30 protein-coding genes, 1 tRNA gene and 1 riboswitch are annotated in these 25939 nt (G+C 56.7%); of the genes, 20 read left to right on the forward strand and 11 right to left on the reverse strand.

The genetic code is table 11. The features are described 5' to 3' along the window. The first annotated feature begins 71 nt into the window (after positions 1–71). Both ABUK73_RS01580 and ABUK73_RS01585 read left to right on the forward strand, forming a co-directional pair. On the forward strand, positions 72–1052 hold the full coding sequence (locus ABUK73_RS01580; RefSeq protein ID WP_353575748.1) for a zinc-binding dehydrogenase: 981 nt from the start codon (positions 72–74) through the stop codon (positions 1050–1052). Positions 1053–1118: 66 nt separating this feature from the next. Then, positions 1119–1463 carry a DUF1304 domain-containing protein gene (locus tag ABUK73_RS01585; RefSeq protein ID WP_353575749.1) on the forward strand — a complete coding sequence of 115 codons (345 nt, stop codon included), beginning with the start codon at positions 1119–1121 and terminating at the stop codon, positions 1461–1463. Between the two features lies 1 nt (position 1464). Here ABUK73_RS01585 and ABUK73_RS01590 read toward each other — a convergent pair whose 3' ends face one another. Next, a complete protein-coding gene (locus ABUK73_RS01590; protein WP_113088214.1) occupies positions 1465–1647 on the reverse strand; it encodes a hypothetical protein in 183 nt (60 codons plus the stop codon). A gap of 88 nt (positions 1648–1735) precedes the next feature. Then, a complete protein-coding gene (locus ABUK73_RS01595) occupies positions 1736–2623 on the reverse strand; it encodes a LysR family transcriptional regulator (RefSeq protein ID WP_353575996.1) in 888 nt (295 codons plus the stop codon). A 97-nt stretch (positions 2624–2720) separates the two neighbouring features. On the opposite strand from ABUK73_RS01595, the gene ABUK73_RS01600 reads away from it, so the two are divergent. Continuing rightward, positions 2721–3470, forward strand: a complete 750-nt coding sequence (locus ABUK73_RS01600) for a sulfite exporter TauE/SafE family protein (RefSeq protein WP_353575750.1) — start codon at positions 2721–2723, stop codon at positions 3468–3470. Positions 3471–3572: 102 nt separating this feature from the next. On the opposite strand, the gene ABUK73_RS01605 is transcribed toward ABUK73_RS01600, so the two are convergent. Beyond that, positions 3573–3662 (reverse strand) — tRNA-Ser (locus ABUK73_RS01605). A gap of 267 nt (positions 3663–3929) precedes the next feature. Between ABUK73_RS01605 and ABUK73_RS01610 the strand changes: the two genes are divergently transcribed. The 14 genes from ABUK73_RS01610 (at position 3930) to fghA (ending at position 17905) form a co-directional block, all read left to right on the forward strand. Beyond that, positions 3930–4979, forward strand: coding sequence for a septal ring lytic transglycosylase RlpA family protein (locus ABUK73_RS01610; RefSeq protein WP_353575751.1), 1050 nt, complete (start codon positions 3930–3932; stop codon positions 4977–4979). A 139-nt stretch (positions 4980–5118) separates the two neighbouring features. Beyond that, a complete protein-coding gene (locus tag ABUK73_RS01615) occupies positions 5119–6285 on the forward strand; it encodes a D-alanyl-D-alanine carboxypeptidase family protein (RefSeq protein WP_353575752.1) in 1167 nt (388 codons plus the stop codon). Positions 6286–6357: 72 nt separating this feature from the next. Next, positions 6358–7029, forward strand: coding sequence for a dTMP kinase (tmk, locus tag ABUK73_RS01620; protein WP_353575753.1), 672 nt, complete (start codon positions 6358–6360; stop codon positions 7027–7029). Further along, the gene (locus ABUK73_RS01625; protein WP_353575754.1) at positions 7026–8051 is read left to right on the forward strand and encodes a DNA polymerase III subunit delta'; all 1026 of its coding nucleotides are present in this window, start codon (positions 7026–7028) and stop codon (positions 8049–8051) included. Before tmk ends, ABUK73_RS01625 begins: the two co-directional genes overlap by 4 nt. A gap of 85 nt (positions 8052–8136) precedes the next feature. Beyond that, on the forward strand, positions 8137–8496 hold the full coding sequence (locus ABUK73_RS01630) for an NUDIX domain-containing protein (protein ID WP_353575997.1): 360 nt from the start codon (positions 8137–8139) through the stop codon (positions 8494–8496). Positions 8497–8616: 120 nt separating this feature from the next. After that, complete coding sequence (gene metG, locus ABUK73_RS01635; protein WP_353575755.1) at positions 8617–10167, forward strand: methionine--tRNA ligase; 1551 nt, start codon at positions 8617–8619, stop codon at positions 10165–10167. 6 nt (positions 10168–10173) lie between these two features. Beyond that, positions 10174–10956 carry a TatD family hydrolase gene (locus ABUK73_RS01640; RefSeq protein WP_353575756.1) on the forward strand — a complete coding sequence of 261 codons (783 nt, stop codon included), beginning with the start codon at positions 10174–10176 and terminating at the stop codon, positions 10954–10956. A 3-nt stretch (positions 10957–10959) separates the two neighbouring features. Beyond that, the gene (locus tag ABUK73_RS01645; protein ID WP_353575757.1) at positions 10960–11790 is read left to right on the forward strand and encodes an MBL fold metallo-hydrolase; all 831 of its coding nucleotides are present in this window, start codon (positions 10960–10962) and stop codon (positions 11788–11790) included. 35 nt (positions 11791–11825) lie between these two features. Further along, the gene (locus tag ABUK73_RS01650) at positions 11826–13607 is read left to right on the forward strand and encodes a chloride channel protein (protein WP_353575758.1); all 1782 of its coding nucleotides are present in this window, start codon (positions 11826–11828) and stop codon (positions 13605–13607) included. Positions 13608–14084: 477 nt separating this feature from the next. After that, positions 14085–14504, forward strand: coding sequence for a hypothetical protein (locus tag ABUK73_RS01655; RefSeq protein ID WP_353575759.1), 420 nt, complete (start codon positions 14085–14087; stop codon positions 14502–14504). A 109-nt stretch (positions 14505–14613) separates the two neighbouring features. Next, positions 14614–15834, forward strand: a complete 1221-nt coding sequence (locus tag ABUK73_RS01660; protein WP_353575760.1) for a multidrug effflux MFS transporter — start codon at positions 14614–14616, stop codon at positions 15832–15834. Between the two features lie 79 nt (positions 15835–15913). Beyond that, positions 15914–16360, forward strand: coding sequence for a YaiI/YqxD family protein (locus ABUK73_RS01665; RefSeq protein WP_113088199.1), 447 nt, complete (start codon positions 15914–15916; stop codon positions 16358–16360). Positions 16361–16380: 20 nt separating this feature from the next. Beyond that, on the forward strand, positions 16381–17043 hold the full coding sequence (locus ABUK73_RS01670) for a DUF1345 domain-containing protein (RefSeq protein ID WP_353575761.1): 663 nt from the start codon (positions 16381–16383) through the stop codon (positions 17041–17043). Positions 17044–17071: 28 nt separating this feature from the next. After that, the gene (fghA, locus tag ABUK73_RS01675; protein WP_353575762.1) at positions 17072–17905 is read left to right on the forward strand and encodes an S-formylglutathione hydrolase; all 834 of its coding nucleotides are present in this window, start codon (positions 17072–17074) and stop codon (positions 17903–17905) included. A 9-nt stretch (positions 17906–17914) separates the two neighbouring features. On the opposite strand, the gene ABUK73_RS01680 is transcribed toward fghA, so the two are convergent. The 6 genes from ABUK73_RS01680 to crcB all read right to left on the reverse strand — a co-directional run bounded on the left by ABUK73_RS01680 (position 17915) and on the right by crcB (position 22739). Next, on the reverse strand, positions 17915–19225 hold the full coding sequence (locus tag ABUK73_RS01680; RefSeq protein ID WP_353575763.1) for an alpha/beta hydrolase family protein: 1311 nt from the start codon (positions 19223–19225) through the stop codon (positions 17915–17917). 55 nt (positions 19226–19280) lie between these two features. Beyond that, positions 19281–19772, reverse strand: coding sequence for a hypothetical protein (locus ABUK73_RS01685; RefSeq protein ID WP_113088196.1), 492 nt, complete (start codon positions 19770–19772; stop codon positions 19281–19283). 71 nt (positions 19773–19843) lie between these two features. Continuing rightward, positions 19844–20641: an ATP12 family chaperone protein gene (locus ABUK73_RS01690; protein ID WP_353575764.1), complete on the reverse strand. Its 798-nt coding sequence runs from the start codon at positions 20639–20641 to the stop codon at positions 19844–19846. A 12-nt stretch (positions 20642–20653) separates the two neighbouring features. After that, positions 20654–21310, reverse strand: a complete 657-nt coding sequence (locus ABUK73_RS01695; RefSeq protein WP_353575765.1) for an HAD family hydrolase — start codon at positions 21308–21310, stop codon at positions 20654–20656. Then, the gene (locus ABUK73_RS01700) at positions 21307–22299 is read right to left on the reverse strand and encodes an RluA family pseudouridine synthase (RefSeq protein ID WP_113088193.1); all 993 of its coding nucleotides are present in this window, start codon (positions 22297–22299) and stop codon (positions 21307–21309) included. Before ABUK73_RS01700 ends, ABUK73_RS01695 begins: the two co-directional genes overlap by 4 nt. Before the next feature lie 62 nt (positions 22300–22361). After that, complete coding sequence (crcB, locus tag ABUK73_RS01705) at positions 22362–22739, reverse strand: fluoride efflux transporter CrcB (protein ID WP_353575766.1); 378 nt, start codon at positions 22737–22739, stop codon at positions 22362–22364. A 198-nt stretch (positions 22740–22937) separates the two neighbouring features. On the opposite strand from crcB, the gene ABUK73_RS01710 reads away from it, so the two are divergent. Beyond that, entirely contained in the window at positions 22938–23222 is a 285-nt protein-coding gene (locus ABUK73_RS01710; protein WP_353575767.1) for a hypothetical protein, read from the forward strand. A gap of 89 nt (positions 23223–23311) precedes the next feature. Further along, the gene (locus ABUK73_RS01715; RefSeq protein WP_353575768.1) at positions 23312–23740 is read left to right on the forward strand and encodes a plastocyanin/azurin family copper-binding protein; all 429 of its coding nucleotides are present in this window, start codon (positions 23312–23314) and stop codon (positions 23738–23740) included. Positions 23741–23798: 58 nt separating this feature from the next. Here ABUK73_RS01715 and ABUK73_RS01720 read toward each other — a convergent pair whose 3' ends face one another. After that, positions 23799–24800: a DUF1775 domain-containing protein gene (locus tag ABUK73_RS01720; RefSeq protein ID WP_353575769.1), complete on the reverse strand. Its 1002-nt coding sequence runs from the start codon at positions 24798–24800 to the stop codon at positions 23799–23801. Positions 24801–24878: 78 nt separating this feature from the next. Further along, on the reverse strand, positions 24879–25283 hold the full coding sequence (locus tag ABUK73_RS01725) for a hypothetical protein (protein WP_353575770.1): 405 nt from the start codon (positions 25281–25283) through the stop codon (positions 24879–24881). Between the two features lie 130 nt (positions 25284–25413). Between ABUK73_RS01725 and ABUK73_RS01730 the strand changes: the two genes are divergently transcribed. Next, positions 25414–25599 carry a DUF3008 family protein gene (locus tag ABUK73_RS01730; RefSeq protein WP_113088188.1) on the forward strand — a complete coding sequence of 62 codons (186 nt, stop codon included), beginning with the start codon at positions 25414–25416 and terminating at the stop codon, positions 25597–25599. A 128-nt stretch (positions 25600–25727) separates the two neighbouring features. Next, positions 25728–25815, forward strand: a riboswitch (glycine riboswitch). Positions 25816–25939: the final 124 nt, after the last annotated feature.

Below are 25939 nucleotides of genomic sequence, written 5' to 3' on the forward strand. Positions count from 1 at the left end.
CAAATTCATATCAATGCCTTATTGTTTCGAAACGCTGGCGCATCAGCAATTTTCACGACGAGGATCATTCCATGCGCAGCGCATCCCACGATATTTTCGGTGAACCGGAAGACGTGCTTCAATTGAAGGACGCACCCGTTCCACAGCCGGGCAAGGGGCAGGTTCGCATCCGCACAATCCTCTCGCCCATCCACAACCACGATATCTGGACTGTGCGGGGAAGCTACGGATACAAGCCACCACTGCCCGGCGCCATCGGTGGCAGCGAGGCCGTTGGCATCGTCGACGCGTTGGGTGAGGGGGCCGATTCCAGCTTGCTGGGGAAACGCGTGACCGCCGCTGGCGTCCATGGTTCATGGGCCGAATATTTTCTGGCGGCTGCGGACGGCGTGGTGCCTGTTCCGGCTGCGATTTCGGATGAGGCTGCGGCTCAACTCATCGCCATGCCCTTCAGCGCCATTACATTGCTGGAATTTCTCGGCGTCAAAGAAAATGACTGGATGGTCCAGAACACGGCCAATGGCGCTGTTGGCAAGGCAGTTGCCATGCTGGCGCAGGCGCGCGGCATCAATGTCATCAATCTTGTTCGACGCGATGCAGGTGTCGCTGAGCTGGCCGAGCTTGGCATCGTCAACGGTATTTCGACAGCTGCGAAGGACTGGAAAGACAAGGTTCGTGGGCTCACGGGCGATAACCCAATCCGCGCTGGTGTCGATTCCATTGGCGGCAATGCCAGCAAGGATATTGTCGAGCTTCTGGGTGAAAACGGCCTCCTCGTTTCCTTCGGCAGCATGACCGGGGAGGCGATGCAGATTCCTTCCGGTCCGGTGATTTTCAAGCAGCTGACGATCAAGGGGTTCTGGGGCAGCACGGTCATCGGCTCCATGCCAGCGGATGAGCGCCGCCGCCTGATCGGCGAGCTGATCCAGCATGTGGCCAATGAGACGATTCGCCTGCCCGTCGATGGCATTTATGATTTGGCCGACATTTCCCAGGCGATCAAAGCATCGCTAGCTTCAGGTAAGGTGGGCAAGGTACTGCTGAAGCCCTGATTCTTGGGGTGATGCGCGCGTTTGAAACGCCGCATCATCTCATCACTTTGTCTGGGAGGGCGCAGCATGATTGCCAACACACTGATTTTATTGATTGCCCTTTTGCATCTTTACATTCTCGTTCTGCAAACAGCGCTGTGGACCAAACCTGCGGGTCGCAAAGCCTTCAAGCTCTCGCCGGAGTTTGCGGAAGCCAGCAAGGTTCTGGCCGCAAATCAGGGTCTCTATAACGGCTTTCTCGCAGCCGGCCTGATCTTCGGCGTGATGCACGACCGGACCTTTGCCATCTTCTTCCTCACCTGCGTTTTCGTCGCAGGCGTTTTTGGTGGCATCACCGCAAACAAGAGGATTCTGTTCATTCAGTCCGTGCCTGCGGCGCTGGCGCTCGCAGCGGTCTTCGCCGGTATATGACTTACTTCACAGCGGCGGCGTGCAGGCGCGCGACGAGATAATCGTAGCTCTCCATGACCTGTACGCGCTCATTTCCTGCGCGCAGGATAAGGGCGCCCTGAACAAGCGGCGATATTTGGGTCACATGGTCAAAGTTGATGGCGAATTTCTGGTTGTTACTTGCCGCTGTCACTTCAATCCACATTATCAAAAGCCCTTAGAGAATCGTCAGTTGCGGTCGTTATAAATGCATGCGCAAAAGTCTCAAACCATTTTGGCGTCTGATGTGAGCCTTATCGACCGGGTTTGGCCAGATGATCCAGCAGGCTTCTTGCCGGTGCGGTCAGTTCAGCCTCCTTACGGACGCAGACAGACAATTTTCGGGTTGCCCAATCGTCCTGAAGCCGCATCATGGCCACTCGCGTAGACCGCTTGAAGCGACGCGCAGCTGTTTCCGGCACGATGCCGACACCGATTCCCGCGCCTGCCATGCGGCAGATGCCATCGAAATTGCGAAGTGCCACTCGGACCTTGAGCTTCGCGCCGAGGCGGGCAGCCTGCATATCGAGATGCTGCTGCAAAGCACCATCCGTCAGCGCGACGAAATGCTCGCCCAACAGATCGGCAAAGCGAAGGGATGGTTTCTGCGTAAAGACATGGTCCTGAGTGAAGACGGCAACCAGCCTGTCGACGGCGAATGGCTTCAATGTAAGACCGTCCGTTTCCGCCGCACTGGAGAGTATGCCGATCTCCGCTGAGCCCGTGGAGACACTGCGGGCGATATCGGTACTCTGTCGCTCCTGAAGGTCTATGTCGATTTGCGGGTTGGCAGCCATCCAGGGAGCAAGGCGTTGTGGCAAAAACTCGGTCATGGCAGCTGTGTTGGCGAGAATGCGCACCGTCGCACGCATGCCCTTGGCATAACGCCCGAGTTCGCCGCGCATCTGTGCTATTTGGTGCAGGATAGTGCGCGCATGGTGGGCCAGTGCTTCGCCAGCTTCGGTGGGAATCACACCTCGTCGCCCGCGATGGAGCAGTAGGACTTCGCCTGCGGCCTCCATATCCTGTAGCCTTTCGCTGGCAGCGGGCAGGGACAGGCCAGCATCGCTCGCGCCATGGGTGATGCTGCCAGCATCAACTACGGCAACAAAAAGGCGAAGATCGGTCAAGTCGAAGCGCATTTCATCGAACCTTTCACATCCAGCCTTCGGCATAGCCGAAGTTCCCGCTCGGCACATCCGCATTGTTTGCCGTCTGAAAGGCGATATTCAAAAGGGCATGTCAGATTTTTCAGCTCCTCTGCTCACCGCAATATTTGCAACATTTTTCGTCGCTGGTCTCGTTAAAGGCGTCAGCGGCATGGGCCTGCCAACGGTGGCAATGGGTATTTTGGGAGCGCTCATTTCACCGCTAGCTGCCGCAAGTCTGCTGCTCGTTCCATCCTTCGTGACCAATGTCTGGCAGTTGCTGTCAGGGCCGAATTTCGACAAGCTCTTGCGTCGATTTTGGCCGATGATGCTGGCGATCGTGGCGGGAACGGTGCTGGGCTCGGCAGGGATCGCGCGTGGCGATACGGGCATCACGACTGCGCTGCTCGGCGTGGCACTCGTCGTCTATGCTGCCTATACTTTACTCGCCCGACAGCTCATCATCGCGGACAATCTGGAGCCCTGGCTCTCGCCGCTCATCGGGGCGATTACCGGCATCGTCACTGGCGCAACGGGCGTATTCGTCATTCCTGCCGTGCCATATCTTCAGGCGCTAGGCCTCAAAAAAGAAGAGCTGGTTCAAGCGCTTGGCCTTTCCTTCACCGTCTCGACAATCGCGCTAGCCGTTGGACTTGGAAGTCACGGCGCGTTTCAGTCCGGCAATCTCGCCATCTCGACTGTAGCCATTCTTCCAGCACTTGCGGGCATGTGGGTAGGCCAATGCGTACGCCACCGCATCAGCCCAACAACCTTCCGCCGTTGGTTCCTCGTCAGCCTTCTCGTGTTGGGATGCGAAATGGCGATCAGGCCGTTTTTGTAACGGGTTTCCCAATACCGATCGCAATGGCGAACATGGGGCAGAGGACGTGGTAAGTTAGGGGATTAGGAGAGCGAACGGCGGTGTTCGACGCTCTCAAGACGCTGGCAGATGGGGTGGGATTCGAACCCACGGTACGCTCTCACGCACGCCGGTTTTCAAGACCGGTTCCTTAAACCACTCGGACACCCATCCGTCTTAAGCGTGGCTTTATAACTGTTTGGCCTATCCCGTCAATCCGTCTGTGCGGGCATTTCGGCATGGTTTGGGCGCGTTGCGCATTAACCAATGGCTAACCACGTTCATTACAATTTTATCGAATTCGTATGTGCCGTTCGCATTTTTGCCATGTTACGGGCAAGATTAAGGGCCTGTTAGGTGCTTCGGTGTCAGGGGCATGACAATCGAGGCGAGAGAGGGGTTGTCGCAAAGGCGACCCAGCAGCAGCACGGGGCATAGGATTTGAACTCTACGGTTAAGAAAGTCGGTGTGAGCGCGAAGTGGCTCGGCATTGCCGTTCTGTGCGCAGCGACCGCATCCTGTTCGACCACGTCGAAAACCGAAACAAAACCGAAGCGCAGCAAGGAATATTTTTCCGAGTCGGAATATGGCGTGAAGGCAAGCCCGCGTGTTGCCGATGGCGCAAACATTCCCAAGGGCGGCGGGCGTTTTCTTGTTGGTAATGCTTACACCGTCAAGGGTCGTCGCTATTTCCCCAAGGAAGAACAGAATTACGACAAGTCCGGCCTTGCATCCTGGTACGGCTCCGCGTTCCACGGTCGTCTGACCGCCAATGGCGAGGCCTACGACAAGGAACATCTTTCTGCCGCGCACCCCACCTTTCCGCTGCCCAGCTATGCCCGCGTTACCAATCTCAACAACGGTTCTTCCGTCATCGTCCGCGTCAATGACCGCGGACCTTTCCACGAAGGCCGCCTGATCGACGTGTCAAGCAAGACGGCTGATCTGCTGGATATGAAGGCAACAGGCACCGCCAATGTGCGGGTGCAATATGTTGGCCGCGCACCGCTTGACGGCCACGACATGCCCTATTTGATGGCGTCCTATTCACCCAAGGGTTCCCGCAACCCGGGTATCAATCCTGAAGGTCAGATCGCAACGGGCGTGATGGTCGCATCCGCTTCGGCGACGAATATTCCGATCCCGCAGAGCCCGGCCTATGGCGGTTCCGCCCAGATGGCCATGGCTGGGACCAAGAAAAACGCTGCATTGCAGGCCATGCCGCTGGTCAATGGTCCGGCACCCGTTATGGGGCAGGGCGCTGAGCAGTTCGTGATCCTGCCGGAAATCGGTCCTTTCATCGTTGAGCGCCCGGAAGGCAATTTCCTGCGCGCGCCGACACCATCGGCCCGCTTTGCCTCTGCCTATTCGGAAGAGGCGCCCGTCTCCAAGGCCGCAAGCGCTTTCGATACGGTTCTCGTCAAGCGCGGTCAGTTGACCGAGCAGTCCATCCTCAATTTCGTGAAAAACAAGCAGGGCAAGGGTCGCTGATCTTTGCCCTTTGCTGCAGTCTTGCGCATACTCTCCGTAACTGCGTAGCGATTCTCGATGTGCATGCCCTCATCGGCGTAGCATCGCTGACGTCGTGAGGCGCGGGCTTAACACCACAGGACGGCGGGCTGGCGTTTTCATGCGCGATACAATCAACCGACATCTTCGCATTGCGCTTCTTGCTGCGGCCTGTATCGGCGCTGGCATTTCTGTTGCGCAGGCGCAATCCGGCCCTCTGGCGACCAAAGCCCAGCAGGCCTATATGATCGATGCCGAAACCGGCACAGTTCTGCTGGCCGTCAATGAAAACACGCAGTTTCCGCCTGCGTCCCTCGCCAAGCTTATGACGGTGGAGGTGATTTCGGATGCGCTTTCCAAAGGGCAGGTGAGCGCAGAAACTGCTTATCCGGTTTCCGAATATGCCTGGCGCACCGGTGGAGCGCCGTCCCGCACATCCACCATGTTTGCGGCGCTCAAATCCTCGGTCAGCATCAATGATCTGCTGACGGGTATCATCGTTCAGAACGCCAATGACGGCTGCCTTATCATTGCAGAGGGCATGGCTGGCTCCGACCCAGCCTTCGCCAAGCGCATGACGGCGAGGGCGGCGGAACTGGGCATGAGCGACAGCTCCTTTGCCAATTCCACCGGACTGCCGGATCAGGTCAGCAACACGACGGCCAAAGAAATGGTCGTGCTGGCCAAGCATATTCATGAGACATTCGGAGAACGCTACAGCCTGTTCAGCAAGCCGGATTTCGAGTGGAACCGTATTTTTCAGCGCAACAAGAACTCGCTTCTCGGCAATGGCATCGATGGCTTGGGGCTAGGCTTTGCAGAAGGCCACGGCTTTTCTGCCGTCGTCTCTGCCGAACGCGACGGCCGCCGCATTTATCTGGCGCTTGCCGGTCTGCCTGACGACAAGACCCGGCAGGAAGAAGCACGTCGGGTGGTGGAATGGGGCCTGACGGCGTTTGAGAAACGCAATCTGTTCCAGAAGAACGAGACGGTCGGAAATATTGGCATCTATGGCGGTGCGACATCTGCCGTGGATTTGACCGTGCATGAAGCCGTGAGTGTACTGGTCCCGATCAACAACCCAGATCGCCTGTCCGGTCGCATCGTCTATAACTGGCCGCTGAATGCGCCGCTGGCGGCCGATTACAACGCCGCGACGCTGAAGATTTATTCCGGCGAAAAACTGCTGCGCGAAGTGCCGCTTTACACCACGGCGGCGGTGGAAAAAGGTACGCTGACGCAAAATGCGGCGGGCGCACTGAAAGAACTATTGTTCTTTTGGTTGTAGCGCCTGAGGTTTCGCAACGCGCTGATATGCGTTAAACACGGACTGGCGTAAACCTGAAGTCAGGAAGAGATTTTGCCCGAAAACAACGGATTGTTCATCAGCTTTGAAGGCGGCGAGGGCGCTGGCAAATCCACCCAGATTCGCCTGTTGGCGGAAACCTTGCGCGCGCGCGGGCTGGATGTCGTGGTAACACGGGAGCCGGGCGGGTCGCCGGGTGCGGAGGCCGTCCGGCATGTGCTTTTGTCCGGCGCGGCAGAACCCTTCGGCGTGCGTATGGAAGCGATGCTTTTTGCCGCTGCGCGCAATGATCATGTCGAGGAAGTCATTCGCCCGGCTCTGGAAAAAGGTGCCGTGGTTCTGTGCGACCGTTTTCTCGATTCGTCCCGCGTCTATCAGGGCACAACGGGCAATCTGGAACCGGAATTCATCGAAACCCTTCAGCGCATCGCCATCGATGGCACTATGCCGGATATGACGCTGATCTTTGATATCCCAGCCGCCGCGGGCCTTGCCCGTGCGCGCAAGAGAGCGGACGAGGGTGCCACACCTGACCGCTTCGAAAAAGAAGAGCTTGAGACACACGAGAAGCGCCGCGAGGCCTATCTCGACATTGCTCTCAACGAGCCGCGTCGTTGCCGCATCGTCAACGCGGATCAGCCTCAGACCCAGGTAACGGAAGACGTTCTCTCCTTCGTGGAGCCTCTGCTTGCCAAGATGGCCAGCCTTTCGGAAGTCGCGGAATGAGCGACGTACAGGGCGTTCTGGACGGTGCGATTCCGCCGCAGGAAAACACCAAGCTGTTTGGCCATGACGAGGCGGAGCAGTTTCTGGCGCAATCCTACCGCTCCGGAAAGGGCCATCACGCCATTCTCATCGAAGGAGCGGAAGGTATCGGCAAGGCGACACTGGCCTTCCGCTTTGCCAACCATGTTCTGTCTAACCCGGAGCCTTCGCAGGCACCGGAAACAATGGCCGATCCCGATCAGGATTCCATGGTCAGCCGCCAGATTTCCTCCGGCGCATCGCATAATCTGCTGCATCTGACACGCCCGGTCGATGAAAAGACCGGCAAGGTCAAATCCGCGATCACGGTGGATGAGGTGCGCAGAGCAGGGCATTTCTTCTCGCAGACCTCCGGCACCGGCAACTGGCGCATCGTCATCATCGATCCCGCCGATGACCTGAACCGCAACGCCGCCAACGCGATTTTGAAGATACTGGAAGAACCGCCAAAACGGGCGATGTTTTTGGTGTTATCACACGCGCCGGGCAAGCTTTTGCCCACAATCCGCTCCCGCTGCATGCCGCTTCGTCTGCTGCCCTTGCAGAACCAAGATATGGAGCTTGCGCTGCAGAACCTTGGGCTGAGCATGTCTGCCGAAAAGCGCGATACGCTTCTGGAAGCCTCGAAGGGCAGCGTTTCGCAGGCGCTGAAGCTGTTGAATTACGGCGGCGCTGACATTGTGGATGTCTTCGGTGAAGTCATGGCCGCGACCGGACCCTCCGCCCGCAAGCAGATGCACAAGCTGGCCGATGTTCTGGCCCAGAAGGATGGCGATATCGTTCTAGGCTTCTTCATGGAACATGCCACCGAAGCCCTGATGGACCGGGCGAGGGCGGCGGCTATGGCGGGGGATATCAACGCAGCCGAGCGTCATGCGCGCCTGTCGTCTTCGCTGTCAGAGCGCATCACCATCGCGCAGGCCTATAATCTGGACAAGAAGCAGATGGTACTTTCCATTCTGGAAGACATGCGCTCGGTTTGACGTAAGGTTTCCTACAAACCTCGGAAGAACAAATATGGAGAAAGTTTGCCCCGTTGTTTTTAGAAAATCGGAGGATGGATTGGAAGTGCTCACTTTTACTCATCCTTCAGCCGGAAGACAGTTTGTAAAAGGAACGATTGAAAAAGGTGAGAAATCTCAGGAAGCAGCAGAACGAGAACTTTTCGAGGAAAGTGGCTTACGCGTTCGATCATCAATGATTTTCATTGGTACCCAAGAGATTGGAATTGAGCGTGTTCCATGGCATTTTTTCGCATACCGTAACTCCTCGTTGCCGGATACTTGGACCCATGTGACAGAAGATGACGATGGCCATTCATTCTCGTTTTTCTGGCATTCAGTTCAGCGACCCCTTGATCAACAATGGCATCCAATTTTCCACGAAGCGTTCACTTTTTTTGTTCCGAGAGTTCTTTTGCTTGTGTGACCGTGCAAATCTGGGTGCTGCGCCGAAATTATGATCGAGCACGCTTTTGCTTTCGCTTGTGCGAACAATAGGCTAAGAGCGGTCTATCTCAAAAACAGACCGTAAAGCCGATCGAGCGTCATGACAGACAAGACACCTTTCTACATCACCACAGCGATTTCCTATCCCAACGGCAAGCCGCATATCGGCCATGCCTATGAACTGATCGCAACGGATGCCATGGCGCGTTTTCAGCGTCTGGATGGCAAGGACGTCTTCTTCCTGACAGGCACGGACGAACACGGCCAGAAAATGCAGCAGACGGCGCGCGCCGAAGGCATTGCGCCGGAAGAGCTGGCGCAGCGTAATTCCGACCAGTTCCGCGAAATGGGCAAGCTGCTCAACGCCTCCAATGACGATTTCATCCGCACCACGGAAGAGCGTCACCACGAGACGTCGCGTAACATCTGGAACCTGATGGCCGATAGCGGCGACATCTATAAGGACAGCTATGCCGGCTGGTACTCCGTGCGTGACGAGGCCTATTATGCCGAGGACGAAACGGAAGTGCGTGCCGATGGCGTTCGCTACGGGCCGCAGGGCACGCCGGTCGAATGGGTCGAGGAAGAAAGCTATTTCTTCAAGCTGTCCGAATATCAGGACAAGCTGCTGAAGCTTTACGAAGAAAACCCTGACTTCATTGGTCCGGCCGAGCGCCGCAATGAGATCATGTCCTTCGTCAAGTCTGGCCTTAAGGATCTCTCGGTTTCGCGCACCACCTTTGATTGGGGCATCAAGGTTCCCAATGATCCCAAGCACGTGATGTATGTGTGGGTCGATGCGCTGACCAACTACATCACCGCGACGGGCTATATCGAAGACAAGAACGGCCCGCGCGCGAAATACTGGCCCGCTGATGTTCATATCATCGGCAAGGACATCATCCGCTTCCACGCGGTCTACTGGCCTGCCTTCCTGATGAGCGCCGGCCTGCCGCTGCCCAAGCGGGTTTATGCGCATGGCTTCCTGCTCAACAAGGGCGAGAAGATGTCGAAGTCGCTGGGCAACGTGGTCGATCCCGTCAATCTGGTGAACCATTTCGGGCTGGATCAGGTGCGCTACTTCTTCCTGCGCGAAGTGTCCTTTGGACAGGACGGCAGCTATAGTGAAGACGGCATCGGCATCCGCATCAATGCCGATCTGGCAAACGGTATCGGCAACCTTGCCAGCCGCTCGCTATCCATGATCGTCAAAAACTGCGATGGGCAGGTTCCAACACCCGGCGCCTATACGGAAGAAGACAAGGCCATGCTGGCTGCGGCCGATGCATTGCTGGCAACATGCCGCGACGAGATGGGCAAGCAGATGATCCACAAGGCGCTGGCCGCCATCATCGCCGTCGTTTCGGAAACCGACCGCTACTTCGCAGGCCAAGAACCGTGGGCGCTGAAGAAAACCGATCCGGAGCGGATGGGCACAGTTCTCTACGTGACTGCGGAAGTGGTGCGCCAGATCGGCATTCTGCTTCAGCCTTTCATGCCGGGTTCTTGCGAAAAGCTGCTCGATCTGGTGGCCGCGCCTGCGGACAAGCGCGATTTCACGGCGTTGGGTGAGGCTGGTCGTCTGGTGCCGGGAACGCCGCTCGAGGCACCGAAGCCGGTCTTCCCACGTTACGTGGCGCCAGAGGCTTAAAGACAGATGCTGATCGATACCCATTGCCATCTGGATTTCGCCGATTTCGATGCGGAGCGCGAAGATATCATCGGGCGCGCTCACGCATCTGGCGTTGCGCAGATGGTGACGATCTCCACCCGCGTTGCCCGCTTGGGCGAACTGCTGAAGATCGCGGAAAAATATCCCTCGGTCTTCTGCTCGGTCGGCACGCATCCGAACAATGCAGATGAAGAACTCGATATCATGGCTGACGATCTGGTGCGGCTGGCCAACAGCCATGACAAGATCGTGGCAATCGGCGAGGCGGGTCTGGATTACTTCTACGATACGCAAAAGCCGGAAGACCAGAAAACTGGCCTGCGACGTCATATCGAGGCTGCTCGTATCACGAAGCTGCCGCTCGTTATTCACAGCCGCAGTGCTGATGACGACATGATTGCGATTCTGCGCGAGGAAAGCGGGAAGGGAGCCTTCCCCTTCATTCTGCATTGCTTTTCGGCTGGGCCTGAACTGGCAGAAGTTGGCGTGGAGCTTGGCGGTTACGTCTCTTTTTCAGGCATTCTGACCTTCCCGAAATCGCAGGATATCCGCGATATCGCGGCAACCGTTCCGTTGGATCGGCTGCTGGTGGAAACCGATGCACCTTATCTGGCGCCGAAGCGCTGGCGCGGAAAACGCAACGAGCCTTCTTACGTCGTCAACACGGCAGAAGTTCTGGCCGAGGTTCACGGCATTGCCTATGATCGGATGGCAGAGATCACCACCGAAAACGCGTTTCGCTGCTTTTCGAAAATGACGAAGGTGTAGGCAGTGGCAGGCTTTCGGCGTCGGTTCACGATACTCGGTTGCGGCTCATCGCCCGGCGTGCCGCGTATCAACGGCGACTGGGGTGCCTGTAATCCTGATAACCCGAAGAACCAACGCACCCGTGCCGCCTTCATGGTCGAGCAATTCGCCCCGGATGGCGGTGTAACGACCGTCGTCATCGATACCGGGCCGGATTTGCGTGCGCAGCTGATTGCCGCAAAAGTCGCGCATATCGATGCGGTTCTTTATACCCACGCCCATGCCGACCATCTGCATGGTATCGATGATCTGCGCGGATATTTCATTTCCAGCCGAGTTCGCATTCCTGTTTATGCCGACCCGGTGACGATGCAGCGCATTCGCGATGGCTTTCCCTATTGCCTTGAGACGCCGCCGGGCAGCAATTATCCGCCCATCGTCGAGCCGCATCTCATAGACGATATGGAAGCCGAGATCGCAATCAGTGGGGCAGGCGGAACCATCTCATTCAAGCCGCATCTGCAACAGCATGGCGACACCCATTCGCTGGGATTTCGCATCGGCGATGTGGCCTACTGCACCGATGTCAGCGATTTTCCGGCACAGGCCATCGCCAGTTTGAGTGGGCTCGATATGCTCATTATCGATACGCTGCAATATCGTTTCCACCCCAGCCATCTTTCCATGGAACAGTCTATGGGCTGGATCGAGAGGTTGGCACCCAAACGGGCGATCCTCACACACATGCACACGCCTCTGGATTATGACATAGTCATGGGTGAGACGCCCGATCACGTCGAGCCGGGTTACGACCAGATGCGGTTTGAAATCGATATGTCGGCTGAGGCGTTCTGACCTGAAAGCTTAAGCGGACTGCCGGAGGAGAAATCATGTCGACCAAGCCGTTCCGTGCGCCCAGTATGGCAAGCTTCTTCGACAATCTGCGCTCGAGCCGCCTGCGCGCAATTTTCCGACGTGGTGAAATCGCACTTGTCATTCTGGCGTTCTTCGTCGGAATTGCCTCGGGCCTTTTTGTGGTCCTGATCGGCGCCATAACCACCGCGCTACATGTTCTCATCTTTGACGTTGAACGCTTGAGCAGCAGCGATCTCTCGGGCTGGATCGTTTTGCTGGGGCCACTGGCGGGTGGCGTCGTTCTCGGCATCATCATTTTCGTCATCTCCAAAACGCGAAAAAAGCCGATGATCGACCCCATCGAGGCAAATGCCCTGCATGGCGGGCGTCTGTCCTTGACCGATAGTGTCATCGTCTGCCTGCAAAACATCGTATCCAACGGTTTCGGCGCGTCTGTCGGGCTCGAAGCTGGCTATACGCAGGTGGCCAGTGGCGTCGCATCCAAGCTGGGCGTGAAGCTGAAACTGCGGCGAGGGGACATGCGTATCCTCGTTGGCTGCGGCGCCGCAGGCGCAATTGCCGCTGCCTTCAACGCTCCGTTGACAGGCGCATTCTACGCCATCGAACTCATCATCGGCACCTATACCATTGTCACGCTCGCACCTCTGATCGTCTCCGCACTTGTCGCAACCATCGTCACGGGACTGTTGTCCCAGCATGGTCTCAGCATCGATATATTCGGCTCCAGCGAAGTCACGCCACCGGATTATGTGCCAGCGATCTTTCTCGGTGCCGTCTGCGCTGGCGTTGGCATTGTCCTCATGCAGGCGGTGTCTTTCATTGAGGAAACCGCGCGGAAAAGCAAAATCCCGATTTGGTTGAGGCCTGCCATCGGCGGCATTGCAGTCGGCGTTTTGGCACTGATTTCACCGCAGGTTCTATCCAGTGGCCACGGCGCATTGCATCTCAATCTCGATGCAAACATGACGATTGCCGGATTGGCGGGCATCTTCATTCTTAAAGCCGCAGCCAGCGCGATCTCTATCGGCTCCAGCTTTCGTGGCGGCCTGTTCTTCGCGTCCTTGTTCATGGGATCGCTGCTTGGCAAGATCTTCGCGATCTGCGCGCCCTATATCGGCTACGGCGATACCCAGCCCATCGTCTATGCCGTGATCGGCATGAGCGCCTTCGCAGCGGCCATTATCGGCGGGCCTTTGACCATGACTTTCCTGGCGCTGGAGCTCACAGGCGACTTCCAGATCACCGTGCTGGTTCTCGCAGCCGTAATGACGACGTCGCTGGTGGTCCGAACGACCTTCGGCTATTCCTTCGCGACATGGCGCTTCCATTTGCGCGGCGAAAGCATCCGCAGCGCCCATGACATCGGCTGGATCCGCGACCTGACCGTGGGAAAAATGATGCGCGCCGACATCCGCAAGGAACCGGTCAGCATCGGCCTTGCAGCCTTCAAGGAAAAATTCCCACTCGGCTCAACCCAACGCGTCATCATGACCCACGACGACGGCCGTTATGCCGGCATCATTCTGGTGCCAGAAATCTACGCCGATCCCATGGAACGCGATTCCAAAACGATCAGCCTCGAAACCTATCTGCGCTACAAGACCGACGTGCTTCTTCCAACCATGAACGCCCGCCAGGCCGCAGCATCCTTCGACGCCACGGAAAGCGAAGCTCTGGCGGTGGTAAACGACAAAATTGAAAACCGTCCCGTAGGTTTGCTGACAGAAAGCCATACGCTAAGACGCTACAGCGAAGAGTTGGAAATCCGACGTAGAGAGGCATCGGGAGAGATATAGGTTGGTTGAGGAGTTGAACGGATGATTTTGATTTCGTTTGATTAAAGGCCGCCATCTCCACTAGGATTCCGTCACATCATCATCTATAAAAGTTCCATAATCTATCTTATGCGATCTTTGTGTGTAGCGCCCATTTAGTAATGCGACAGTTGGGCCGGATAGAAATGCGACACCCTTCTCCCATGACTGCTGCGTTGATGCCAACGGACGTTGGACGCCTACAGTCCGCTGGTCTCATTACTTCTTCTTCTTCCCTTGATCGTAGTGCCACTTGATGGAGAAGAACATGCCCGTGCCCAGTACGAGTATCTTCAACGGAAAGAAGACAATCGGAAACCAATCTACCCAGTCTGACATTTTTGAATATTTCCAGCCATGACGTTACGCTACTGCTGAGATCACTACATCGTAATTGCCGCATGTAACATCAGCCATGTTGACGCAGATGGCGTCAGAAATGGACCAAGGGCCACCGTAATGAGCCGCCGCCGACTTATTCAACTGATGCTTCTACTTGTCTTGGGATCGGCGTCGCCCACCTTCGCTCAGACAGAAAATGCCGGGATCCGTCATATTCAGGCAGCAATCATCCTTGATGGCGCCGCTGCCCCCTTTTTAGGAACGGCCATGCGCCGGGTGAATGAAGAGTGTGATGTGATTTCCAACGCTGAGCCTCGTATCAAACTTTCCATCACACTCAAGCGACAGCAAGATGGTGAGCTTGGCACGATGGTCGTTCAGTGTCCTGAGGACTGCTCGTGTGTATCTGGTCGATCGCGGATGGGTCTGCAGAACCAAAGGTCGTTTGAAGTCTTCCATGGTGATAACGGCGTGGAAATCGAAGCGGTTCTGAAGCCTCGGCGCAAAGTCGGCGATATTTTTCTGATCGTTCGGTGATCTGCTCGGCAGCTTGAATACAATAAAGCTGAGTATTCAGAAGTTTCAATGATATCAAACCATTGTGGCCTTACGCATTTCATATAGGTTGTTCTGATCCTTTTCTACAATGGCTCGTTTCATCTCCATGCAATTTCGCGAACGCCTCGTCCTCTACGCACTCCTCACGTCCTTGACCTCGCTTAGCATCGACGCCCTGTTGCCCGGCTTACGCGCAATTGGAGCAGAACTCGGCACGCCACCGCCGCTCTCCACCCAGCACGTCATTTCGCTGTTCATCTTTGGCATGGCATTTGGCGAGTTGTTGCTGGGGCCGATATCCGATGCGATTGGACGGAAGCGTGCGCTTCTGTTCGGGCTCGGCATCTACCTCTGTGGCACCGTCATCGCGATGCTGGCGAATTCTCTGGAGATGGTCATTGTCGGGCGCTTTCTACAGGGCATCGGTGTGTCCGGCCCGAAGATCGCGACGCGCGCCATGATCCGTGATCAGTTTGAAGGCAATGCTATGGCGCGGGTCATGTCCTTCATGTTCACCCTCTTCATTCTGGTGCCGATGATTGCGCCAGCGCTGGCGCAAGGGCTGATTTCCATTGCGGGATGGCGCAGTGTTTTCGCCGCCTATCTGGTGATCGCTCTTGCTCTCGGCCTTTGGCTGGCCGTTCGGCATCCGGAAACGTTGCCTGCTGCGCGGCGCATTCCATTTCGCCCGCGTCTGCTTGTGGCCAATGGCCTTCGCATCCTTTCCAACCGCCGCGTGACGTTGCTGTTTGTGGCGAGTGGCCTCGTCTTCGGCGCGCAACTGCTCTATCTCAGCACGGCTGCCGACATCTTTTATGATGCCTATGGCGTTGCAGAGACCCTGCCCTTCTATTTTGCCGGGCTCGCCATTTCCATGGCGCTGGCCTTCTTCATGAATGCGAGGCTCGTTCAGCGCTTTGGCATGGAGGCGATGGCGCGCGGTGCCTTCGTCGGTCTGGCAAGTGTTACCTTCGTGATGATGATCGCCTCCATCGCTTATGGAAACCACCTGCCCTTTCCCGTCTTTCTCGCGATGCTCTTCATCACCTTTTTCACAATGGGTCTGCTGTTCGGCAATCTGAATGCCTTGGCCATGCAATCACTCGGGCAGATCGCCGGCTTCGGCGCGTCCATCATCGCCTCGGGATCGAGCCTCGTTTCGACGCTCTTCGCCCTTGTTTTCGGCCAGCTTTATGATGGGACGGTCGTATATCTATCAGTGGGCTTTTTCGCTGCGGGCATCACCGCGCTTGTGGTGGCGGAAGTGGCTTTGCGCAGCGACGCCGCGGCAGTGCAAGCGGCTACGTAGTCGTTCACGCAAATTGCTCTTGGGAAATTGAGGCTGCGCTTCTAAAAGACTGTGTGAGTTTGTTTGAGAAGAAGTGTTGATGCCGCAGATTTATGTTGATGCCGATGCGTGCCCGGTAAAGCCGGAGATTTTGAAGGTAGCTGAGCGCCATGGGCTGGAGGTGACATTCGTTGCCAATTCCGGGCTACGGCCTTCGCGCGATCCGATGGTGAAGAACGTCATCGTTTCTGCGTCGTTCGATGCTGCCGATGACTGGATTGCGGAACATGCAGGTGAAGACGATATCGTCATCACCGCCGACGTTCCTCTGGCGGGGCGATGCGTTGCCAATGGCGCGCAGGTAACGGGACCGACCGGGCGCATCTTCGATAAAAGCAATATCGGCATGGCAACGGCCATGCGTGATCTCGGTGCGCATCTGCGGGAAACCGGTGAAAGCAAGGGCTATAACGCTGCTTTCTCACCGCGTGACCGCTCGCAATTTCTGGAAACGCTTGACCGCATGTGCCGTCGGGTCAAAAAATAGGCCGGGTTGGAGACATATTCATGAAAACACCGCAGCAGAAGGTCAGCAATTACTCCAGGCATCGGCCGTTTCTGATCGCTGTTGCGCTCAGTGCACTGGTGCTGGTGGGGCTACTCGTCATTATACCGTCTCTGGCGGTGGAAGGCGCAGCCATCGCGTTCTTCCTGACCTATCTCGCGATCATCTGTTTCCACCTCCCTCGCCTCACCGCCGCACATATGAAGGCGCATGCCGACAGCGACGATCTGCCGGCAATCGCCATCATCGCCATCACCTTTCTGGCGGTCAGCGTGTCGGTCGCATCCCTGTTCATTGCGCTCAATCACTCCGCGGGTGAAACCGTGTGGTCGCTCGCTCTTGCGTTTTTATCGGTCTTTTTCGGCTGGCTGACCATTCATACGATGACGGCGATCCATTACGCCCATCTGTTCTGGAGGCCTTCCAAAGCGCATGAGAAGAAGCAGCCGCGTGGCGGAATGGATTTTCCGAATACGGATGATCCGGGAATTTATGAGTTCCTCTACTTCTCCGTCGTCATCGGCATGACTGCACAGACGTCTGATGTCGCCGTTACCACGACCTCTATGCGCAAGGTGGTGCTGCTGCACTCCATCGTCTCGTTCTTTTTCAACACCGTTCTCGTCGCAGCGGCTGTCAACGCCGCCGTGTCACTGGCGGGCTGAATGCAGTCTTCATACAAGGAATAGCTTCATGAAAATCATCTCTCAAAACTCCGCCTTTGGCGGCATGCAGGGCGTTTTTGCGCATGATTCAGACGTCACGAATTGCGAGATGACCTTTGCCGTCTATGTGCCACCGAAAGCAATCAAGGAGCCCTGCCCGGTTTTGTGGTATCTCTCCGGTCTGACCTGCACCCATGCCAATGTCATGGATAAAGGCGAATATCGCCGCATGGCGTCGGAGCTTGGTTTGATCGTAGTCTGCCCCGATACCAGTCCGCGCGGCAATGATGTGGCTGATGAGTTGACCAACTGGCAGATGGGAAAGGGCGCTGGCTTCTATCTCAACGCCACGCAGGAGCCCTGGGCTGAGCACTATCAGATGTATAGCTACATCACGGAGGAATTACCGGCGCTGATCGCGGAGCAGTTCCGGGCGGATCTGAACCGCCAGGGTATTTTCGGCCATTCGATGGGTGGCCACGGAGCCATGACGATTGCGCTGAAGAACCCGGATCGCTTCAAGAGCTGCTCAGCCTTCGCCCCAATCGTCGCGCCCTCCTCCGCTGACTGGTCCGAACCTGCCTTCGAGAAATATCTGGGCGAAGACAAGGCCGCGTGGCGTCAATACGACGCCTGCTCGCTGGTGGAAGATGGCGCGCGCTTCCCGGAATTCCTGATCGATCAGGGCAAGGCGGACAACTTCCTCGAAAAGGGCTTACGCCCATGGCTGTTCGAAGAAGCGATCAAGGAAACGGACATCGCGCTGACACTTCGCATGCACGAGCGTTATGACCACTCCTATTATTTCATCTCGACCTTCATGGACGACCACCTGAAATGGCATGCGGAGCGTCTTGGGTGATACGCGGCATCAGTCTGGCTTGCGGTGTTCCAGCCGCAAGCCCTTGGCGGTGCGGTTGGCAAAGCCTTTCCAATAGCTATGCTCCGATTTCAGGCTGCCATCCTTGTTGGCGGCCCACACGCCCTTGTCCGAATCCTCGACCAGATCGAGATACGCTGCTTTGCTCTGATCGTTCTTCAGTTTGAGATCGAACCAGGCCGTTGAGAAATGTTGGGCGATGTTGTTCATGCGCACCGTGTCCCAGACCGGATCGGCGTAATGTTCGAACGGCGCGAAGCCCAGGTCGTTGTTGAAGGCCCAGCTTTCCACCGGCGCTGGCATGGTGGCTGCCGTATTGTGGTTGGCATCGGCGAAGGTCAGCAGGTAACGGTCAACCGGCATCCTGCCTTCGAAAATCCGGCGTATGCCTTTCTGGTAATCCGAAACATCGTCGGCACTACCGGCCATGAAGAGGACCGGAACCTTGACTTCCGAAAGCCCCTGCGCATCCCACATCTCGCGCTGCATGCCCCATGGGGCGATGGCGATGATGGCCTTGAAGCGTGGGTCGAAAAGGTCAGCATGCTCTTTCGATCCAGCCTGATGGATCGCGAACGCGCCTCCCTTTGCGCTCCAGTCCGCTGTAACTGCTTTTGCAGAGACGCCAGCACCAGCGGTGACGACCGCGCCATATCCACCCATGGAATAGCCAATCAGGCCGGTTTCCGAGACATCGACGAGGCCGGACAGGAAGCCATCCTTCGCATCGCTTAGCCGTGCCATCTCCTGCAAGGCAAAGCGCTGATCAAGCGGGCGGTTGACCAATGTGCTGCCGAAGGCGCGCTGGTCGTTATAGGTGCTGTCGGTATGGTCGATGGAGGCGACGACATAACCCTTGCTCGCCAGATTTTCTGCAAGCGGGCTCATCAGATAGCGGTTGCCGGGATAGCCGTGTGAGATGATGATCAGCGGAAATGTTTTGCCATCTTCCTTGCGCGGTTCGGCATCTCTCTGCGCCTGCCCTGCAATGGAAACCTCGGTCTTCCCGTCGCGCAGGAAGACTCTGTAGTCTCCACCCTGCCCTGCATTTTTGGCCGGATACCAGACCTCCAGAACCAGCTTGCGGTCGTAACGGGGAAGCGGCTTTCCGGGCTGGATATTGACGACATCTATCTGGTCCGGATTGAGCGCCGTAATCGTTCGCACGCCAACCGGATAGCTGCCATAGGGCGCCAGTTTAGGGGCATCGGGTCGGATGCGATCTATACGGTTTTCAGTGGCTGAAGCATGAAGGGGCATAAGAACCAGAATTGCTAAACCAACGACGCCAATCAATTTCATCATATGCTCCTGCGGCCACGACGCACTCCCCCTAACCCAAGGATATGACGGTGAATTAAAACCGGCCCGGAAACAAGGCCGTTGCCAGCGACGCAGGGCGGTTGAGGCGGAACTCGGCGATGACGCGCTCGGCAATGCCGTAGGCGAGTTCCTGCTCTATGGCGGATTTGTCGATGCCGAGAATGTTGGCGGTAAAGGCCGACTCTGCGACCACCTCGCCCGTCTGCACGGCGGCAGCGCGTACCACCACGCGGGCCGAGGCGCGTTCACCGAAGATGAAGGAGCCCTTGGTGACGGAGATGAGGCGGATGGTCAGCACCACGCGCGGGCGCGTTCTGTCCCGCGTGGTGGACTTGATCGCATTCGACATCTGGTACTGGATGGATTGCATCAGTTCAGCGGAGATATCCGGCCGCGCTGCGACGAAGGCGCCGCGCACGTCGTAAAGCAGCCTTTCGCCATCGCTCGTTTCAGGCTCCAGCCTGAAAGACATGAGCGCGAGAGACGCCAGCAAAATAATGCCAAGGCGCTTCAGCGAGTGGTGCATGATAGACGCTTCCCCTTACGTCAGGTTCCGCATCCATCATCAACATTTACGGTTAGAAAAGCGTTAAAGCCTTACGCTCTTCCATCTCTTGCAGCGGTGATAACATGGACGGCGGCGCGCATTTCCAGGAGCCGCTTGGCACGTCTTTCCTGCGCTTCCTCATCCTCGCCCCATTGCTCGGCGGTCCAGTCTTCGTCCAGATGCGCCAGCGCCCAGACTTCTTCCAGACTGCGCTCACCCTCTGCCAGAGCAAGCGCCAGAATGGCGGAGCCGGTCAGCGTTGTCATGGTGTGCAGGGCGGCGAGTTCGATGGGTGTGTCGTATTTGCGAAGCGTCACGGCGAAGGCGGCAATCGCTTCGCGCGGCTGCTCCTGATGCATGACACCTTCGATGAGAATGAACCGCGCGCCCAGCGTATGGGATGCCCAGTCGATGATCGGATCCCATTGCTCGGACTGACGCACAACCAGCGCCTCCGGCTCGCCTGCCCGGTAGCAAAGAAGATCGCTGGATGAGAAGCGCAGAATATCCTCGAACACCGCCTGTGTATCGCTTGCAATGCCATCGATGGCGGTATTGATGTGGCGGGAAACCGGCATGACCGTCGGATCGATGACCTCGACCTGTGCATCCCACTCGTCGCGCAGCAACTGGGCAAGCGCGCGGGTGGGCACGGCCAGAGGGCTCTTGGCGGGAGTGCGCATGGTTTTACCGTCCAGAAGAACGCTGAAAGCGCCCTCCTGCGTTTCACCAACAGTGACATCCTTATAGAAACGCTTCGGCAGTGGCTTCTGCATCTGGATTTGGGAACGGCGAATGGGGTCCGGGTGGCTCAAGCCTTCCGTCAGATCATTCAACAGGTCACGCATGATACGTCCTCATCAGCCCGGAATATGGCCGGGAATTTCGCTTGGATGGTTGACGATGGCGTCGGCTCCGGCCTTCCACAGATCGTCAACGGAGGCATAGCCCCAGGCAACGCCAATCGCCTTGGCACCCGCCGCCTTTGCCATTTGCATATCGTAAATGGCATCGCCGATAACAATAGTATCGGCGGGAACCATGCCGGTTTCGTGGCAGCATTCCGTCACCATGGCCGGATGCGGTTTGGAGGGGCAATCGTCCGCCGTGCGTGATACGATGAAATGCTGGCGGAAACCGTGCGTGTCCAAAATATGCGTAAGGCCGCGACGCCCCTTACCGGTTACAGCTCCAATTAATAAATCTTCCCTTTTTATCAGATCACTGATCAATGGATTTATTCCATCAAACAGGGGAACAATCATGTCGGGCCGCTCGCGCAGAGGGTGGTAGATTTTCCGATAATGCTCCGTCATCGCTCGCGCTTCGTCGTCCACGTGCTCCTTTCCGAGCATGCGGGCAATAGCGATATCCAGAGTGAGACCTATGATCGATTTGGTCGCAGAAAGATGCGGTCTCGGCTTTCCAAAATCTGAAAACGTATCAGACATCACTGCATGGATCAGTGCAGCACTATCGACCAGCGTGCCATCGCAATCGAACAGAACCAGTTTCATTCGTCGTCCCTGTCGCCATCGGCAACATCGAGGCCCAGCAGGTTCCATGTCTGCACCATGTGTGGTGGCAAAGGTGCCGTCACGCGCAGGCGTCCGCCGGATGGGTGCGGAATGTCGATCTTTCGCGCATGCAGATGCAGGCGTTTCTGAACACCACCCGGGAAATCCCAGTTGACGTCTTCGATGTAATATTTCGGGTCACCGATGATCGGATGGCCCATGTGCAGAGCGTGAACACGCAGCTGATGGGTACGGCCCGTATACGGTTCCATTTCCAGCCATGCCAGGTTCTGCGCGGCGGTATCGATGACACGGTAATAGGAAACGGCGTGGTCGGCCCCCTCCTCACCATGCTTGGCGATGCGCATACGGTCGCCATCCGGCGTCTGTTCCTTGACCAGCCAGGTCGAAATCTTGTCCTGATGCTTGCGCGGCACGCCCTTGACCAGAGACCAGTAGGTCTTCTTGGTATCACGCTCACGAAACGCCGCCGTCAGTTTCTGCGCGGCACCTCTGGTGCGGGCGACGACGAGAACGCCAGATGTGTCGCGATCGATACGGTGAACGAGGCGCGGCTTTTCGCCCTTGGAACTCGTCCATGCTTCCAGCAGACCATCGATATGACGGTTGATGCCGGAGCCGCCCTGCACGGCAATGCCGGCGGGCTTGTTGAAAACGAAAACCTTCTCGTCTTCATGCAGCAGCATTCGCTTCAAAAGATCGACATCGTCGGAGTTTTTCAGGTCGGTGGAGCTGATCGGCCCGCCCTTGACCTTGGAATCGACATCCAACGGCGGCACGCGAACGGTCTGCCCGGCTTCCACGCGCGCATCGGTTTTTACCCGTCCGCCATCCACACGCACCTGCCCGGAGCGCAGCAGCTTTTGCAGCGGTCCGAAGCCGAGGCCGGGATAGTGGATCTTGAACCAGCGATCGAGGCGCATTCCGCCCTCTTCGGGCTCAACCTTGATGTGCTCGATACCTGCCATGGCTAATCCGTTCTTTCTTTTCTCGCGTCCGCATCGTCAGCGTGCGGTATTTTCCGTTGCCTTTAGAACAAAGCGCGGCCCAAGGCCAGCCCGGCGAAGATTGCAGCGAAAGAAACGACAAGACTTGCACCAAGATAAAGCGCTGCAAGCCCCATATCGCCACGTTCAAACAGCACCACGGCATCCAGTGTGAAGGAAGACCATGTGGTAAAACCACCGAGAATGCCGGTGACGATAAAGACTCGCATCTCGGCGGACGCATCGAAACGGCGGGCCACCATCTCCACCATCAGCCCGATCAGAAACGCCCCGACGACATTGACGGTGATTGTCCCCCAAGGAAAATTCGCGCCTGCCAGCCGCACGCCCCAGAGTCCCACCAGATAACGGGCAACGGAACCGATTGCACCGCCAAGGGCAACAAGCGCGATGTTGAGCATAGAATTCTCCGGGATGTGAAAGCGAATGAGCCCTGTCTACGACAAACAAGGCCAAAGAGAAATTCCCGAAGCATCGCATAGGGTAAAAAATGCATTCCGCGCTTTGTTAAAACTTTACTTAAATGCAACCCTTGGATTTAATCGGGAGTCAATTCACCTCTGATAAGTTGGATCATCCAAGATAGGGAGGGTGATCGCATGGTACAGGTTCTGACAGTTTCAGCGACCACCGCCGCATTTGTTGCCGATAGCATCAAGTCCGTGCAGCGCGCGCCGCGAAAGATGGAAATCGAGCAGGCTGCGCGCGAACTGGCACGCAAGACCGGAAAAAGTGATGAGAGCCAGCTCAACCAGATGGTCGCCGTGGTAAGCCAGCCTGCACTATCGCTTCATTTTCTGACGGCCGGAAAGCATCAGAACCCGCAGGCGACTCTCGAAGAAGTCATTGAAGCATATGAGGAAAACAAAGCCGCATCTGACTAATCGTCTTATGTGCGTTTTATCTTCAGCGTTCAGCCTGTTGTCAGCCAGCTGGCAAAAGCTCCCAGACGATGCAAATTGGGAGCAACTTAATGAAAACCTCGTCGACATATATCCTGGCAACAACAGCCGCCCTGTTCATCGCGGCACCCGCCTTCGCTGCGACAACCATCAAAGTAACTGAGAACGGTGAGGCCGGGCAACCGATGTCGCTCGTTATTGATAAACCAACCGTCAAGGCTGGAGGCGCTACATTCGTGGTTCACAACGACGCCATGTCCGAAGAGCATGAAATGGTTCTTGTGAAGCTGAAATCTGCGGATGAGACAATTCCAGTCGATACAGCAAAGAACCGGATCGACGAGAAAAAGCTCAAGAGCGTCGGCGAAGTGTCGGATTTGAAACCCGGGAAGAACGGCACGCTGAAAGCGAATCTCACTCCCGGAACCTATCTTCTTTTCTGCAACATCAAAGGCCACTATGCGGCCGGAATGCAGGCCAGACTGACGGTCACAAAATAAAAACAAGCGTCAGTACGGAAGGGCTGCCGGATTACAGCGATACCCGGCAGCCTCTCTTTTAGTTATGCTGATGCGCTTCGTGGCCACCCTTGCCAGAGCCCACATCCATTATCACATCGACCTTTCCGGCCTTTTCAAACGTCAGAGTTACCGGCACCTTGTCGCCTTCGGCGAAGGGCTTGCTGACATTGTAGAACATGAAATGCAGGTCGCCGGATGTCATATCCACTGTCTTGCCTGCGGGAATGACGACACCGGCAGCCATTTTGCGCATCTTCATCACGTCATTGACCATTGCCATTTCGTGTATCTCGACGCGCCCGGCGAGCGGTGACGCCACCGATACCAGCCGGTCGTCAGAAGCGCCGTCGTTCTTCATTGTCACGGTCCCGCCACCGACCGGCTGGCCGGGCAGCATGGCCTTGGCAACAGCGCCTGAAAGCTCGATATCACCGGATTTCATAGCATCCGCGGCATGTTCGCCAGCACCGTGATCGTGGGCGGCGTGATCATGGTCGTGACCCTCGGTCACCGCCTGCTTTGCAACGATTTTGATCGTCGGTGCCGGATTGTTCAGGGAATGCGGGTCCTGACCCTTTTCGGCCACTTCGTCCCAATTGGCCGTACCCCTGTCTCCGCAAATCTGCGTAACCTTGAATGGCAGGCTGGTGCCTGCATCCACGCCGGAGATTTTGCCCTGCACGTTGAATGTATCGTAATAGGCATCCGGAAGATCGCCGCCGGTCCAGCGAATTTCGATAGGACCGCTTTTCACTTCGGTGCCGTGGTTTATGTAACTCTTCTTGTAATCATCCTTGATGATCTCGATATCCCAGCCCGCTTTTGGCTGCGGCTTGGCAGAGATGAAACCTTCCGGCAATTGGATGCGCACCTCCGTCGTGGGCAGGCCGCCATCGCAGCCATGCGGCACCTGAAGCGCGGCGACGATGGTGCTTTCCTGCTCCGCCGTTGGGTTGACGAAGCTGGTATGGGCATAGGCCGGGACGGTAGAGACGGATGCCAGCAGAGCGGCGCAAAGCGTAACGTTGTGAATTTTCATCTTGTGATCCTCTCGACTGCGGCTGTTGAAGCATCGCAGGTCGTCTTTATAGGGGTCGTATAGGGTGATGTTCAGGGATCAAAAATAGGCAGGCGGGGCGCGTGCCTTGGGGCTTTGGCCATCGACATTATGCACGATGGCGACGCGTAGCGTCGGGCGATTATCCAGCCAGGCGAAATGCGTCCTCACCCAGGAATTCGTATCCGGTGTTGGCAAAAGAATCGAGGAGGCCAGAAGGCAGGCTTCGCAGAACAGGGATATACCGGAGTGATCCGTCCTGCCCTTCTCATGCGCGGTCTGGACGCCCGCATGGCCCTCGCAGATTTCGGCAAAACTTCCGTCAGGAAGGCGATAGGCCTCATCGAAAGCAACCGTCGTGGCGGCAATCGCCACCACTGGCTTGTGAGCGAAACCCAGCGACAGCATCAGCGTGGCGCAGAAGATGCCCAGAAGTCTCGTCGCCAATGTCGGTTGCTTGCTCATGGAAGCTCTCATGACACGAAGCGATATCGCGGTTTTTGCTGTAAATCAAAGTGCAATTGCACGCAGGCGGAACCGCTGCGTTTGAAGCCACGTTCTCTGCGCAGTCAAAGACAGCGAGGAGACCGTTCCCATGCCCGCAAAATCCAAGGCCCAGCAGAAAGCAGCCGGCGCAGCACTGGCCGCAAAACGCGGCGATATGCCCAAATCCCGTTTACAAGGGGCTTCAAAAACCATGGCTAAGTCCATGACAGAAAAGGAACTTGAAGATTTGGCATCCACCAAGCACAAGAAGCTGCCGGAAAAGAAAGAAGAGTAGAGTCACGCTGACTTGGCTTGGTTAGACGTCCCGCCGTTCCCATTATCCGATGGCGCAGGCTGAACAAAAAACTGTTTGACTGCGTCATTTGGTCCTTGCCAAGAAACTGGCTAAGCAGATAATGAACTTCCATCCCGCTGGGAGACACCGCCTTACGGCGGGGCCGAAGGAGCAACCGCCCCGGAAACTCTCAGGCAAAAGGACCAGCGGACGAGGACGGAACTCTGGAGAGAAGCCACCCTGCATAAGGACGGCTCGCCGAAGGGATAACAATCTCAGGCGACAAGGACAGAGGGGGCTCTTGAACCCGGCGCTTTAAACAGCGTCATGACATGAGCCC

Source organism: Agrobacterium vacciniicorymbosi, from assembly GCF_040427045.1.
In the GTDB taxonomy this organism is placed as follows: Bacteria; Pseudomonadota; Alphaproteobacteria; order Rhizobiales; family Rhizobiaceae; genus Agrobacterium.